The 14,701-nt window shown below is 29.2% G+C and carries 13 protein-coding genes; 2 read left to right on the top strand and 11 right to left on the bottom strand.

The features are described from left to right. Positions 1-179 precede the first annotated feature (179 nt). From HMPREF1983_RS02755 to HMPREF1983_RS02705, 11 genes are all read right to left on the bottom strand, one after another. Positions 180-1,166: a hypothetical protein gene (locus HMPREF1983_RS02755; RefSeq protein WP_052526602.1), complete on the bottom strand. Its 987-nt coding sequence runs from the start codon at positions 1,164-1,166 to the stop codon at positions 180-182. Between the two features lie 334 nt (positions 1,167-1,500). Beyond that, entirely contained in the window at positions 1,501-2,880 is a 1,380-nt protein-coding gene (sufB, locus tag HMPREF1983_RS02750) for a Fe-S cluster assembly protein SufB (RefSeq protein ID WP_040460878.1), read from the bottom strand. A gap of 42 nt (positions 2,881-2,922) precedes the next feature. After that, positions 2,923-3,357, bottom strand: coding sequence for a Fe-S cluster assembly sulfur transfer protein SufU (gene sufU, locus HMPREF1983_RS02745; RefSeq protein WP_021752762.1), 435 nt, complete (start codon positions 3,355-3,357; stop codon positions 2,923-2,925). Beyond that, complete coding sequence (locus tag HMPREF1983_RS02740) at positions 3,347-4,576, bottom strand: aminotransferase class V-fold PLP-dependent enzyme (protein WP_021752761.1); 1,230 nt, start codon at positions 4,574-4,576, stop codon at positions 3,347-3,349. The genes sufU and HMPREF1983_RS02740 overlap by 11 nt, the downstream gene beginning before the upstream one ends. Positions 4,577-4,582: 6 nt before the next feature. After that, a complete protein-coding gene (gene sufD, locus HMPREF1983_RS02735) occupies positions 4,583-5,878 on the bottom strand; it encodes a Fe-S cluster assembly protein SufD (protein WP_021752760.1) in 1,296 nt (431 codons plus the stop codon). A 1-nt stretch (position 5,879) separates the two neighbouring features. Continuing rightward, on the bottom strand, positions 5,880-6,620 hold the full coding sequence (sufC, locus tag HMPREF1983_RS02730; RefSeq protein ID WP_021752759.1) for a Fe-S cluster assembly ATPase SufC: 741 nt from the start codon (positions 6,618-6,620) through the stop codon (positions 5,880-5,882). 259 nt (positions 6,621-6,879) lie between these two features. Next, positions 6,880-7,473, bottom strand: a complete 594-nt coding sequence (gene yihA / locus HMPREF1983_RS02725; protein ID WP_021752758.1) for a ribosome biogenesis GTP-binding protein YihA/YsxC — start codon at positions 7,471-7,473, stop codon at positions 6,880-6,882. Position 7,474: 1 nt separating this feature from the next. Then, positions 7,475-9,772 (bottom strand): endopeptidase La, encoded by a 2,298-nt coding sequence (gene lon / locus HMPREF1983_RS02720; RefSeq protein ID WP_040460873.1) that lies wholly within the window; start codon positions 9,770-9,772, stop codon positions 7,475-7,477. Between the two features lie 22 nt (positions 9,773-9,794). Next, a complete protein-coding gene (clpX, locus tag HMPREF1983_RS02715; RefSeq protein ID WP_021752756.1) occupies positions 9,795-11,006 on the bottom strand; it encodes an ATP-dependent Clp protease ATP-binding subunit ClpX in 1,212 nt (403 codons plus the stop codon). A gap of 343 nt (positions 11,007-11,349) precedes the next feature. Continuing rightward, positions 11,350-12,828 carry an aldehyde dehydrogenase family protein gene (locus tag HMPREF1983_RS02710; RefSeq protein ID WP_021752755.1) on the bottom strand — a complete coding sequence of 493 codons (1,479 nt, stop codon included), beginning with the start codon at positions 12,826-12,828 and terminating at the stop codon, positions 11,350-11,352. A gap of 250 nt (positions 12,829-13,078) precedes the next feature. After that, entirely contained in the window at positions 13,079-13,666 is a 588-nt protein-coding gene (locus HMPREF1983_RS02705) for a nitroreductase family protein (protein ID WP_021752754.1), read from the bottom strand. A gap of 188 nt (positions 13,667-13,854) precedes the next feature. Here HMPREF1983_RS02705 and HMPREF1983_RS02700 point away from each other — a divergent pair, with 188 nt between their 5' ends. Then, positions 13,855-14,199, top strand: coding sequence for a winged helix-turn-helix transcriptional regulator (locus tag HMPREF1983_RS02700; RefSeq protein WP_021752753.1), 345 nt, complete (start codon positions 13,855-13,857; stop codon positions 14,197-14,199). Between the two features lie 9 nt (positions 14,200-14,208). Further along, positions 14,209-14,697 carry a hypothetical protein gene (locus tag HMPREF1983_RS02695; protein ID WP_021752752.1) on the top strand — a complete coding sequence of 163 codons (489 nt, stop codon included), beginning with the start codon at positions 14,209-14,211 and terminating at the stop codon, positions 14,695-14,697. Positions 14,698-14,701 lie beyond the last annotated feature (4 nt).

The following is a 14,701-nucleotide window of genomic DNA, read 5'->3' as shown; positions in this document are numbered from 1 at the left end:
CCTATCTCCTCTTAATTGTTGTTTTACATTATATTAATTATTATCTCACTAATCGCTTACAATTACAAGTGCTATTTAAAAAAATTTACAAAATAACGATATAGCTATATAAGTAAGAAGATAACAATATTTTAGAGTAATTTTCTCAACTTTATTTATTTTATTATTAAATTTTTATGCTATTCTATATATTTATATACACGACTGATAATTGTCCACTCATCTTTTAGACGTGAACCTATTTCCAGTTCCCCATGTGCATTTATTCTATATCGATGATCCAGCATTTTAGGTGAGTTAAACTTAGATGATTTAGGATTTTCACTCAAAACAGCATACACTAAATTATCCTCTCCAAGTGAAACATCAACAATAAAATCATCATTTGTTAATTCTGTGTTATTTTCTATATAACATGCTTTTACCCATTTAGCTACTTGTTCTTTTGACAATTTTTTCGTATCAATTAAAGGCTCTTCTTTTATTTTTCCACTCGATGATGAATTATTTCCTGAAATTATTGTTTTTTCTTTAGTTTTTTCATTCAATCCTCTTATAGTAAACGTTCTTTTATACTCCCCTTTAATCTCCAAATGTTTTGCCTGTGCAGAAGTTTTACTTAATGATATTATTACTTCTACCTTATCTCCATTTTTCAAATTATTATTTTTATTATAAGTAACCGTAGGTTCTTGTAAGAATTTTTTTACATCTTCGCTATCTGTATTTACTGTTGGTATATTTTTTATATCCACTTCCGGTTTTCCATCTCCATCAGTCCCAAAAGGAACAAATTCAATCTCATATTGTGACATATTAACAGTAATAGTTTTATTTTTTATAAAATAATTATACCCGAAAATACCACCAACTCCTAAAACTAAAATTATCACCACGCTAATAAAAATAACTAACATTTTCTTCTTTTTAGGTTTTTCTCTATAATATTCTTCATTAAAGTTATTATAGTTATTTTGATGTATACCTGTATAATTTTCTTGAGACTGTTGATTGTTAAATTTATTATGCTGATAATCAGTGTTATAATGCCCAAATTGATCATATTGATAATTTTCATCATTAAAATTTTGATGTTGATAATTATCCTGATTGTATTCAGAATAATTATTTACATTATTATATTGTTCTTTATTATTTTTATTCATAACCATATTTCTCCTAAAATCATTGTTTATTATTATAATATCACAATATTTTAAAAAACAAAATAATCCAACTATTGGTACAAATATCTCCTTCATTTTCGTTAACTACTTTTTTTAAATCTAAATCAAAATCATCATATTTTCTCATATCCTATATTTATTATACACTCTTTTTTAAAAAAAGAAATTATGGATTTTATATCCACAATTCCTCTCATCAGTCTTTCATTTTTTAGAAGATAATTTTCTCTATTTCCTCTATTTAACATAGAGCCTAATTAACTTATTTGTTTTATATTTTCAATGCTTTGAAATTTATTATATAACCTTATTATTAACCGATTGAGCCTTCCATTTCAAATGAAATTAATCTATTTAATTCAACTGCATACTCCATAGGTAATTCTTTTGTAAATGGTTCGATAAATCCCATAACAATCATCTCTGTTGCTTGTGCTTCATCTAACCCTCGACTCATTAAATAAAACAGTTGCTCCTCTGATACTTTTGATACTTTGGCCTCATGTTCTAATGATACATTAGAATTTTGAATAATATTATACGGAATAGTATCTGATGTTGAATACTCATCTAAAATCAGCGTATCACATTCAATATTAGAACGTGAACCTTCAGAATCTTTACCAAAATGTATCCAACCACGATAGTTTACTTTACCGCCACGACGCGACATAGATTTAGATACTACTGTAGAAGATGTCCTTGGTGCCAAATGTATCATCTTAGAACCTGCATCAAGTACCTGCCCCTCACTCGCCATAGCAATCGACAATGTACTGCCGCTGGCACCTTCTCCAACTAGAACACATGCCGGATACTTCATAGTTAGCTTGGACCCGAGATTTCCATCAACCCACTCCATTGTTCCGTTTTGTTCGACAATAGCACGTTTTGTTACCAAATTATACACATTTGTTGACCAGTTTTGAATAGTTGTATATCTAAAACGTGCATTAGGTTTAATAAATATCTCTACAACTGCTGCATGCAATGAACTTGCAGAATAAGTCGGTGCTGTACAACCTTCTACATAATGTACAGAAGAATTTTCCTCAATAATAATTAATGTACGTTCGAACTGTCCCATCTTTTCACTATTAATTCTAAAATACGCCTGCAACGGTGCATCTATAGAAACATTTTTAGGGCAATAAATAAATGAACCGCCTGACCAAACCGCTGAATTTAATGCTGCAAATTTATTATCATTATAATCTACAGCTTTTGAAAAATATTGTTTGAATATTTCTTCATGATTTTTTAATGCTGTATCGGTATCTTCAAAAATAATTCCCAACTCTTCAAATTTTTTGTGCATATTGTGATAAACCACTTCCGATTCATATTGTGCCGATACGCCGGCAAGATATTTTTGCTCCGCTTCCGGAATACCAAGTTTCTCAAATGTATTTTTGATTTCTGTTGGTACTTCGTCCCAAGAACGTTCTGTTTTTTCAGATGGTTTTACATAATAGGTTAAATCTTCAAAATCAATTTCAGATAAATCTCCACCCCATGTAGGCATTGGCATTCTATAAAATTCTTTCAAAGCATGCAACCTAAAGTCCAACATCCAGTCCGGTTCTTCTTTTCTTTTTGAAATAGTTTCAACTATTTCTTTCGTTAAACCTTTTTCAGTTTTAAATATTGAAACATCAACATCAGAAAATCCATACTGATAATCGGTAAACATTTCTTCGTTTTTACTCAATGCACTCACTCCTTTTTCTACACTTTAACTATTTTTATTTTCTTCTAATATTTTTTCTGTAATCTTCCATGCCAGTGTAGCACATTTAACACGTGCCGGTAATTTTGAAATATTTTCTAAAGAAATACTGTCTTCAAGATTGTCGGCATCGTACTCCGTCCCCATAATCATATTTAAAAAATCTTTTATTTTTTCATTAGCCTTTTCAACACTAAGACCTTTTAATTCTTCTGTTAACATAGAAGCAGAAGCAAGAGAAATAGAACAACCTGTCCCAATAAATTTAATATCAGTTATAATGTTGTTCTCAATACACATACTGACGGTAATTTTATCACCGCACGAAGGATTGAGCATTTCCAATTTATAACTATCTTCTATCACTCCATAATTACGCGGGTGCTTACTGTGATCCAAGATCACTTGTTTATATAAATCTTTTAAATCACTAAAACTCATTATCAAAAAATTCCTTCGTTTCTTTTAATGTTTTAATAAAGAAATCAACTTCTTCTTTTGTATTATAAAAATACAAACTAACTCTGGCAACAGAGTAAACACCTAATTTTTGTAATAACAACTGGGTACATTGATGCCCCGCACGAATACATATACCTTTTTCATCTAAGAAACTCGTTAAATCATGTGGATGAACACCCCTTAAATTGAATGAAATTAATGATACTTTTTCACTAATATCATCAGTACCATATATATCTATATCTTCAATTTTTGAAAGTTCATCATAGAGGTATTTAGTTAATTTCTTAGTATATTTTTCTATACTTTCTAAATTAAGATTAGTTAAATATTTTATCGTAGCACCAAGACCGGCAGCTTGTGCTAATAACGGCGTCCCCGCTTCAAACTTATCCGGTAAAACTGCCCATGTCGCAGAACGTTCTTCAACAATACCAATCATACCGCCACCAAATTCAACAGGATCAAATTTTTCTAATAATGCTTTTTTTCCATAAAGCACCCCTATTCCGGTAGGTCCGCACATTTTATGAGCACTAAACGTCAAAAAATCACAGTTCATTTTCTGAACATCAAGTGTTAAGTGTGGTGCCGATTGTGCCGCATCTACTATAAAATGAATATCTCTATCTTTTAACAATTCTCCAATTTTGTAAACAGGATTAATATTGCCTAATACATTAGAAGCGTGACAAAGAGAAACAACCTTAGTTTTGGCAGTAATATAATCTTGCAGTTGATTTATGCTTATTCTACCTTTTTCGTCCAGTTCAAGATACTTTAATACAAGATTTTTTCGTTTCGCAAGTTGTTGCCACGGTACAATATTAGCGTGATGTTCCATATAGCTAAGAACAATCTCATCCCCACTGTTTAACTCTTGTTCTATCATTCTTGCAACAAAGTTCAAACCCTCGGTAGTCCCACTTGTATAGATTATTTCCTCATAACTTTCAGCATTAATAAAATTTTTTACGAGTTCTTTTGACTCCATATAAATTTTCTCTGATTCATCACCTAAAGTATAAACCGAACGATGAATATTTGAGTTATAATTTTTATAATAATTTGTTATAGCATCTATTACCTGAATAGGTTTTTGTGTAGTTGCACCGTTATCGAAAAATACTAACCTGTTATTTCCAATTTTTCGCTTTAAAATAGGGAAATCTTCCCTAACATTGCTGAATTTTTCCATATTATACTATTCACTCTCGTTATTATTTATTTTTTCATCAATAAGTACAGTTGCCATTTCTTTGATAAAATCAACTGTTAATTCTGATATAACCGGTGATAAAAAACCATGAACTAATAATCTACTTGATTCTTTTTTTGATAACCCTCTACTTTGCAGATAGTAAAGTTGTTCCTCATCAATTCTTCCAAGAGAAGCACCATGTCCTGCCATAACATCATTTTCATCAATTAACAACATTGGATTAGCATTACCTTTTGCTTCGCTTGATAACGTTAACATTCGTGAACTTTGATAAGCGTTTGAACCGGTAGCACCTTTTACAATAAACCCCACTCCATTAAAAACAATATGCGATCTATCTAACATAACTCCATGTTGAAGTATATCACCCCTAGAGTTTAACCCTTGATTTACTACTTCACTATTAAAATATGTTTTTTGTTCTTTTACCCCAAGAGTTACTATTTTCAAGTTAGCTTCCGAACCATTCCCAAGAATATTTGTAGTATTATCATGATAAACATCAGCCTCATCCATAGCCGCTACATTCCAGTTAATAAGCGAATTATCGTTTGTCAATCCTCGACGTAAAATAGTCCCGCGTTTTCCTTTTGGTAAATTGGTTATAGAACTATAGTTTACTTTGGCATTCTCTTCTGCTACAACTTCTACTACAATACTAAACGGTGTATCATCTTTTTTTAAATTGTTTATATAGTTTTCTACAAAATTAAGTGATGAATTTTTGCCGGCTTTTATGGTTACATGATTAAATAAACTTTGTTTTTTATCGGTTATTACAATATACTGAATAGGTTCATCAATAACGACATTATCCTTAGTTTCTACAAATAAACCTGCATTTAATAAACTATAGTGAACAGCCGTAACCTTACTTTCTGCATAATCAACAACAGATAAAAAACTATCTTTAATGTGATCATTATTCATAGCTTCAAAAATATTTTTAATAACCAATTTTTCCTTATATTGTTCAGGAATATTAATATATAATATTGTATTGTTTTTTTGAATTACAACAATATCAGAATCTTTAATATTGTACTTATCCTTTATTTCATTAATATTAATTTTCTCATTAGAAAGTCTTAAATTCGAAAAATTAATATTAAATAATTGCCAACTTTCTAAATCCATAGACTCTAATTTAGGAAAAGGCAAAGTATAACTTTTATACATAGCCAGTTTTCTGATATTTAAAAACCACGTGGGTTCGTTTGTATCAGAAAAAACGCTTTTTAAAGTTTTAATACTTAATTTTAACTTATTGTTTTCCATATTAAACCTCTTCTTTTAACCAATCATATCCTTCTTTTTCTAAACGTAATGCCAGTTCAGACCCACCGGTTTTTACAATTTTTCCATTCATTAGTACATGGACAAAATCAGGAACAATGTAATCTAATAAGCGTTGGTAATGAGTGATAATTAAACATCCAAAATTTTCACCACGCATTTTATTAACACCTTTAGAAACAATTTTTAATGCGTCAATATCCAGACCTGAATCAATCTCATCTAAAATAGCAAATTTAGGTTCTATCATCATTAACTGTAATATCTCATTACGTTTTTTTTCACCACCTGAAAAACCGTCGTTTACATAACGTTGAGACATTTTTAAATCCATATCTAGAAATTCCATTGTTTTATCTAATTTTTTTATATACTTCATCAATGGAATATTATCTTCGCGCTGCGCATTAATCGCAGATTTTATAAACTCAGATGTCGGAACACCCGGTATTTCTGACGGATATTGCATAGCTAAAAATAAACCTGCACGTGCACGTTCATCAACTTCCATATCCAATACTTCCTCACCGTCAAGTAAAATACTTCCTCCGTCTACCTCATATTTAGGATGTCCCATTATGGCAGACGCAAGTGTAGATTTCCCGGCACCGTTAGGACCCATTACAGCATGAATTTCTCCTGATTTAATTTTTAAGTCTAACCCTTTTAAAATTTGTTTTTTATTAATCGATACTTCTAAATCTTTAATATCTAGAACTGACATCTAAAATTTCCTCCATATACTTTTTTGTTATAAAATAATTAAATCGATACCCCACTAATTATAATATTTTTTACTTTAATTATCAAATTTTTAATTTTAAGGAAACTTTTTTTAATGCTTATTAACAGTTTTTCTTAAAAAATCGACTTACTTATTAAAGAGATTCTATAACGAGATGTAAAGGATATTTTTATACCTTAATATTTATTATACAACCATTATAGATAAATCTCTAATAAGAAAATCGATTTTATATTATTTATACTAAAATTTTTGATATTTCTTCCACTATTTTTTCTTTACCTAATTTTGTAACTGAAGAAAACTCAATCACTGAAATATTATTTGTTAAATCTAATTCTTTTTTTATTTTTGCCATATTTTTTGAAAGCTCATTTTTTGATATTTTATCAACTTTAGTTAACACTAAAACAAATGGAATTTTATAATAGTTTAAAAATTCATTCATTTCTATATCATCTTGTGACGGCTTATGTCTACTATCTACCAAATGTAATACAAAACTTAAATTTTCACTATTAACAAGATACTCTACTATCATATCGTATAACTTTTCTTGTTCACTTTTAGAAAGTTTAGTATATCCATACCCCGGAACATCAACTAATACTACTTTATTATCTATATCAAAAAAGTTAAGCGTTTTTGTTTTTCCCGGCTTCGATGATACTCTAGCATAATTTTTTCTTTCTAATAATGTATTAATAAATGTCGACTTACCAACATTTGATCTTCCACACATAGCAACTTCCGGTTTATTGTGTTTTGGATATTGTTTTTTAGATACAGCACTTATTATTAAATCAACATTATGGGTATTTAACTTTTTCATATTATTCTCCAAACACCACACCAAATACTTGATGAATATTATCTACAGTATAAATAGTCAATCTGTTCAAAACTTCTCTTGGAATATCAATCAAATCTTTTTTATTTTTAGTTGGAATAATAATAGTATTAATATTCATTTTTTCTGAACTTAAAACTTTTTCTTTTACCCCGCCAATTGGAAGGATTTTTCCATGAAGAGTCATTTCTCCCGTCATAGCAATATTATTATCAACCGTTTTTTTCGTAAGTGCTGAATATACAGAAGTCGTTATTGTTATTCCTGCCGAAGGTCCATCTTTAGGTACTGCACCTTCAGGAACATGAAGGTGAATATCTATTTCAGAAAAATTAATATCGGAAAGCCCCAACTCCTCCGCATTAGATCTTAAATATGAAATAGCCATTTGTGCCGATTCTTTCATTACATCACCTAATTTACCGGTAAGAACAATTTTTCCACTTCCTTTAGAAATACTTGTTTCTATTTCCAAAGTATCACCTCCTACACTAGTGTAGGCTAACCCATTAACTAATCCGATTTGCGGTTCACTATTTTTATCTTTCATATTATATTTTTCAGGGCCGACAAAACTTTCTAAGTTATTGACACCAACTTTTATTTTTTCTTCACCTTTTAATACACGTAATGCAGCTTTCCTGCATACCGAAGCAATTACTCTGTCTAAACTTCTGACTCCGGCTTCATAAGTGTAACTGTTGATTATCTTATTCACCGCTGCTTTTGAAAATGTAACATTGTTAATTTCTAAGCCATTCTCTTTTATTTGTTTCGGTATTAAATATTTAATTGCAATATTCTCTTTTTCTTTTACCGTATAAGATTCTAATTCTATAATTTCCATTCTATCACGGAGCGGTGCTGGAATCATCCCTAAATTATTAGCAGTTGCAATAAACAATACTTGTGATAAATCAAAAGGAATATCCAAATAGTGATCCACAAATTCATTATTTTGTTCAGGATCAATTACTTCCAACATCGCTGCTGCCGGATCTCCTTTTATATCTGAAGCCATCTTATCTATTTCATCTAATAAAATAACTGGATTTTTAGTTTTTACTTTTTTTAATGATTGAATTAATTTTCCCGGTAAGGCTCCTAAATAGGTTCTTCTATGCCCTCTTATTTCTGCTTCATCTCTTATACCACCTAAAGATATACGGATAAAACTTCTGTTCATAGAAGTTGCTATTGATTTTGCTAAAGAACTTTTCCCTACTCCCGGAGGACCGGCTAAGCAGAGAATTGGTGATTTCATATCCTCACGCAGTTTTTTAACTGCTAAAAATTCCAAAATACGCTCTTTTATCTTTTCCAAGCCGTAGTGATCTTCATTTAAGATTTTTTCTGCATTTTTTATATCAATCTCATCTTTAGTGACATTATTCCAAGGGAGTGCAACTACAGTTTCTAAATATGTTCTAATAATAGAATGTTCCGGACTCATTACCGGAGTTTTTTCTAATCTATCCAACTCTTTCATAAGAACATCTTCATCTTCTTTAGCTAATTTTATATCTAAAATTTGCTTTTTCAATTTTTCTAAATCATCATCTTCCGGAACAATTTGTTTAAGTTCATCTTGAACTACTTTCATCTGCTCACGTAAAAAATATTCTTTTTGTTGATTATCAATATTTTCTCTAACTTTTTTATCAATTTTACGTTTTAAATCTACGCCCGAATCAAGCATATCAAATCCTTTTAAAATAGCAGCAACTTTTTTATCTAAACTTAATGAGTATAACACACGTTTTTTAAAAAATCTATCAATTGGAAAATACTTAATATTCTTATTAATAAATTTCTCCAAATCATCTGTTTCATAAAGATCTATCTCAAAATTTTCATTAGCTAAGTATGTACTAAGTTCGGTTTTTAATTTTATCAACGCCACATTTTCATTAATATCACCATGTTCAGTTTCTTTTGTGGTTATATCTAAGTACTCTACCATATTATCTTTATATACACCACTTTTCACTTCCGCAACACCATAACATGAATATTGATAAATTTTATTTTTCTTATCAACAGTTAATTGACCGTATGTACCAAAGAAAATGTTAAAACCTTGTGCATCGTACATATCCTCTTCTGAAAATTCTTCATCATAAGTATCAATAAATTTTCGATTATTAGCAATAAAAACGGAAAATTTATCTTTTTTCAATCTTTTTATAGTTTTTAAAAATCTTTTATCCTCTATATCTATTGTGTAAGTATTAGACGGGAAAAATAAATCTTTATGTTCTAATAAATAATATTTACCCAAAACTAACTCCTCTCTCAATCAATTATTTTAATATTGGTTTTGTTTTGTTAATTACATTCTCTTTAGTTACAATACATTCTGTAATATTTTTTTCGCTCGGTATATCATACATTACGTCAAGTAATATTTCTTCAATTATAGAACGTAACCCTCTTGCCCCTGTTTTTCTTTTTATTGATTCTTTGGCAATTTCTTCTAATGCTGAATTTTCAAATATTAACTTAACATTATCTAATTCAAATAAGTATTCATATTGCTTTAATACTGAATTTTTAGGTTCTTTTAATACCCTTATTAAATCTTTCTCATCAAGTTCTTCTAAATAACAAATGACAGGTATTCTACCGATAAATTCCGGTATAATTCCAAATTTTACCAAATCTTCATGTTTTACTTTTGAAATAATATCTTCTTCGTCATTAAGTTCATCACTCTTAGAAAAACCAATAATTTTTTCTCCCAAACGACGTTTTATTATTTCTTCAATTCCTGAAAATGCTCCACCAATAATAAATAAAATATCTTTTGTATTTATTTTTATCATTTCTTCCCCGGGGTGCTTTCTTCCTCCTTGTGGAGGTACACTTGCAATCGTTCCTTCCAAGATTTTTAATAATGCCTGTTGAACACCTTCACCGGATACATCACGTGTTATTGAAACATTTTCACCTTTCTTAGCGATTTTATCAATTTCGTCAATATAGATAATTCCTCTTTCAGCTCTCTCTATATCATAATTGGCATTTTGAATAAGACGAAGTAAAATATTTTCAACGTCCTCTCCTACATATCCGGCTTCTGTTAAAGTTGTTGCATCGGAAATAGCAAAAGGAACATCTAACATTTTAGCCAAGGTTTGTGCTATTAAAGTTTTTCCTGAACCTGTACTTCCTATTAAAGCAATATTACTTTTTTGTAACTCAATATCGTTATCATCTTTTTTTGTATTTATTCTTTTATAATGATTGTAAACAGCAACAGCAACTGATTTTTTTGCTTTATCTTGACTTATTACATAATCATTTAATTTATTCATTATTTCATGTGGCTTTAATAATTTAAATTCTTTTTTTGTCAAATTATTTCTATACTCTAATTCTTCTTCAATCATATCAGAACACAAGTCTACACACTCATCACAAATAAATACATCGTTACCTGCAATCATCTTAAACACTTCATCAGTGCTTTTACCACAAAATGAACAATGTATTTTTTTAGTATCGTGTTTCATTAATTACACCTCACAATCTTGAACTTTATAACTATTTTATCTTTCGTTATAATTGTATCATAAAGCTCAAAAAGATACACTACATTATACCATATATCCCCTATATTTTCTAGTAATTTTGGTACAATCTACAAATATTTATGTATCGTTCTTTCTTTTATTTTAATTTATAAAAATTTCAGCATTTCTATCATAACATGTATTATTTTACTTTTTATTCTTAATCAATGAATTTAAAAAACAACAGCAATCTGTTGTTTTCTTAAAATTATAATAATAAATTATCTACTTAAAAAATAGAGATGTAGATTTTTGTTCTACACCTTTATTTTTTTACAAAGTCTTAATTATAAAATCCTGATATATCATCAGTTAAATCAATTAAGATATTTTTCATTTGTGAATAGTGTTCAAGAATAACTTTATGAGTTTCACGTCCAATACCTGATTTCTTATATCCGCCAAATGGTGCATGCTCTGGAATTTGATTATAAGTATTAACCCACATTCTTCCGGTTTCAACACTACGAGCAATATTTAATGCTCTATTAATATTTTTAGAAAATACTGCTCCAGCCAGTCCATATTCACTGTCATTTGCCTGATTAATAACTTCCTCATCAGATTTGAATTTAATAATTACCGAAACCGGTCCAAATACCTCTTCTTGAGCGATACGACATCCGTTATTTATATTGGTAATTAATGTTGGTTTAACAAATGCTCCTTTGCCACAACCATTTTCCGTATATCTTTCTCCACCTACGAGAATCTCTCCGCCTTCTTTTTTAGCAATTTCAATATAGTTAATAATTTTTTCGGCTTGTTTTTCATCAATTTGGCTTCCCATTTGTGTTTTAGGGTTTAACGGATCCCCTATTATAAGTTTAGTAAATCTTTCTTTTACTTTCGCTACAAACTCATCATAAATACCCTCTTGAACAAATATTCTTGAACCGGCGCAACACACTTGCCCTTGGTTAAATAAGATACCTAATTGAACACCATCTAATGCTTTTTCCATATCTGCATCATCTAAAATAATATTTGCTGATTTACCACCCAATTCTAATGTTGCGGGTATCAATTTTTCTGCAGCAGCTAAAGCGATTTTTCTTCCCACTTCTGTTGATCCCGTAAATGCCAGTTTATCTAAACCGTTATGATTTTTTAGAAACTCACCTGATTTGCTTCCACGTCCTGTAACTACGTTTAGTACCCCTTTAGGTAATATATCTTGAATTAATTCTACAAATGTCAACAAGCTAAGTGAAGTTAAACTTGACGGTTTAATAACGATAGTATTCCCTGCTGCCAATGCCGGTGCAAGTTTCCACGCTGCCATTAAAAACGGAAAATTCCAAGGTATAATTTGCCCAACCACACCTATAGGCTCTCTTAAAATTAGACTTAAAAATTTCTCATCCAATACCGTTGCTTGTCCTTCGTCAGCTAAAATACATCCCGCAAAATATCTAAAATGTTTTGCACTTAACGGAATGTCAACACTTAATGTTTCTCTTATTGGTTTACCATTATCAAGTGATTCTGTTATTGCTAACAGTTCCGTGTTTTCATCAATTATATCTGCAATTTTATTTAATAAGGCAGCACGTTCGCTAACTGTTGTTTTTTTCCAAGTTTTAAAGGCTTTTCTTGCAGCGGCTACTGCACTATTTACATCTTCTTCAGTCGCATCTGGGAAGTTCGCTAAATACTCTGAATTAGCCGGGTTATAAGATTTCACAACTAATTTATCTGATGAGTCCACCCATTCCCCATCAATATACATTTTAAAATTTTCTTTTTTTAATTTTTCCATAAGAAAATCTCCTTTTTAATTTTTTTATCATAATAACATAACAATGTATGCGTTTCAATTTTTGTGCTTATAAATTTATTATTTATAAAAAATATAATTTTATATTTTCTTAAATTTAAAATATAAAAAATTAAAATTAATCTTTACTTTTTTGAGTTCTATTCATTATTATTCGTAATTATTAATAAATAAAATAAACTTTCTCTTTATTACAATAATTAAAAAGAAAGTTTATAATTTTTTTAAAAAATTATTTTATTATACGTGTTCTATCAGTTCTTTCAATAGGCGCTGCCGGAGCTGTAATTTCACCAAATAGCATTTGTGCACGTAATACCATATTAGTTGGAATATCCCATTCTTTAGCTACAGCATCATCAATTAATGGATTGTAGTGTTGTATATTTGCACCTACTCCAGCCTCTGACAATGCATTCCATACAGCAAATGATGCAATACCTGTTGATTGTTCAGACCATAATGGAAAATTATCAGCATATGTTGGGAATTGTTCTTGCAATCCTTTTACTATATCATGATCTTCAAAGAATAAAATTGTTCCGTATGCTGCAGAAAAAGTATCTAATTTATCTTTAGTTGTTTTTTTAGCATCTTCATTAGGTAATATTTTAGATAATTCATTAAATGTTATATTCCATAATTTATCATGGTTATCACCTAACAACACTACTGCATGTGCAGTTTGTGAATTAATAGCACTTGGTGAATATTTTATCGCATTTTTTATAATTTCTAACACTTTCTCTTCTGAAATTGGAAGATTTTTTCCTAATGCGTAATTGCTTCTTCTTGTTTGATATAATTTCTCTTGTGTCATATTGAAATCTCCTTTTTATTTTTAAATTTTATCTTGCTTCAAGAGCATTTTTGTTTTATAATTTATATATATGATTATATAGTTGTATAAAAAAAATATCAAGTACGTTTTTTTATTATACTTAGTATCTTTTTTGATAGAATTTCATAATATCAATATAAATTTTAATAATATTTAGGAGGTAAAATATGAAAAATGAAACTTTATTTGGAGTTTGCCCATTTTTTACTACACAAAAAATCCTTTCGGGAAAATGGACTATTTTGATACTACATATTCTTAGTAATAAAGAAAGAAGATTTAATGAATTGCAACGTGAACTTGGAGAAATTACTCAAGCTACCTTAACTAAGCAACTTAAACAACTGGAACGTGACGGTCTTATTCATCGTGAAGTTTATGCTCAAGTACCCCCGAAAGTTGAATATAGTTTAACATCAATAGGAAAAAATTTTCAAAAGGTTCTTGATGAACTGGAAAATTGGGGTGCTGATTATATTGAGCATTTAAAAACAACAGCTCAAAAATCGTAAGGTAAAACCATGAGTACAGTACAAAAAATTAAAAATTATCTACCGTATTTAAATGAAAAACAACTCGAAATACTTTTTGATATTATTTTATCTTGGCAAAATAATGCAGCCACCCCCATAGAAACTAATGAAAAAATAATAGAAGAAATTTACTCCGAAACGATAGAAAAAATAGAAAATCCATTTATTAACTTATCAAACGAAGAATTACTAGAAGAATATGGTCCATTATTTTACAACTTTAAAGGTGAAAACTCTCCAAATGATATTGAAATAAATTACCAAAATAGTGATAAAAAAATTTCGATAGAGAATTTAACTGATCAAGAAGAAGATATTTCCGGTAATAAATTTATTTCACAACAAAAAATAAATTCCTTCAATGATGATTTTGATCCGTTATTTCCAAATAATAATTTTGACACTCTATCTAAAAATATAAAATCAAAATATGAAGATTTAGATTTTTCAACATTAATATCAAAAAAACCGAAGTAACATT

Source organism: Gemella bergeri ATCC 700627 (assembly GCF_000469465.1).
Taxonomy (GTDB): Bacteria; Bacillota; Bacilli; order Staphylococcales; family Gemellaceae; genus Gemella; species Gemella bergeri.
This window is presented reverse-complemented; position numbering and strand designations above follow the sequence as displayed.

Bases quoted from the DNA above. Each gene is read 5' to 3' on its own strand.
- HMPREF1983_RS02755 (WP_052526602.1), bottom strand. From the start codon at position 1,166: ATGAATAAAAATAATAAAGAACAATATAATAATGTAAATAATTATTCT.
- sufB (WP_040460878.1), bottom strand. From the start codon at position 2,880: ATGTTTACCGATTATCAGTATGGATTTTCTGATGTTGATGTTTCAATA.
- sufU (WP_021752762.1), bottom strand. From the start codon at position 3,357: ATGAGTTTTAGTGATTTAAAAGATTTATATAAACAAGTGATCTTGGAT.
- HMPREF1983_RS02740 (WP_021752761.1), bottom strand. From the start codon at position 4,576: ATGGAAAAATTCAGCAATGTTAGGGAAGATTTCCCTATTTTAAAGCGA.
- sufD (WP_021752760.1), bottom strand. From the start codon at position 5,878: ATGGAAAACAATAAGTTAAAATTAAGTATTAAAACTTTAAAAAGCGTT.
- sufC (WP_021752759.1), bottom strand. From the start codon at position 6,620: ATGTCAGTTCTAGATATTAAAGATTTAGAAGTATCGATTAATAAAAAA.
- yihA (WP_021752758.1), bottom strand. From the start codon at position 7,473: ATGAAAAAGTTAAATACCCATAATGTTGATTTAATAATAAGTGCTGTA.
- clpX (WP_021752756.1), bottom strand. From the start codon at position 11,006: ATGAAACACGATACTAAAAAAATACATTGTTCATTTTGTGGTAAAAGC.
- HMPREF1983_RS02710 (WP_021752755.1), bottom strand. From the start codon at position 12,828: ATGGAAAAATTAAAAAAAGAAAATTTTAAAATGTATATTGATGGGGAA.
- HMPREF1983_RS02705 (WP_021752754.1), bottom strand. From the start codon at position 13,666: ATGACACAAGAGAAATTATATCAAACAAGAAGAAGCAATTACGCATTA.
- HMPREF1983_RS02700 (WP_021752753.1), top strand. From the start codon at position 13,855: ATGAAAAATGAAACTTTATTTGGAGTTTGCCCATTTTTTACTACACAA.
- HMPREF1983_RS02695 (WP_021752752.1), top strand. From the start codon at position 14,209: ATGAGTACAGTACAAAAAATTAAAAATTATCTACCGTATTTAAATGAA.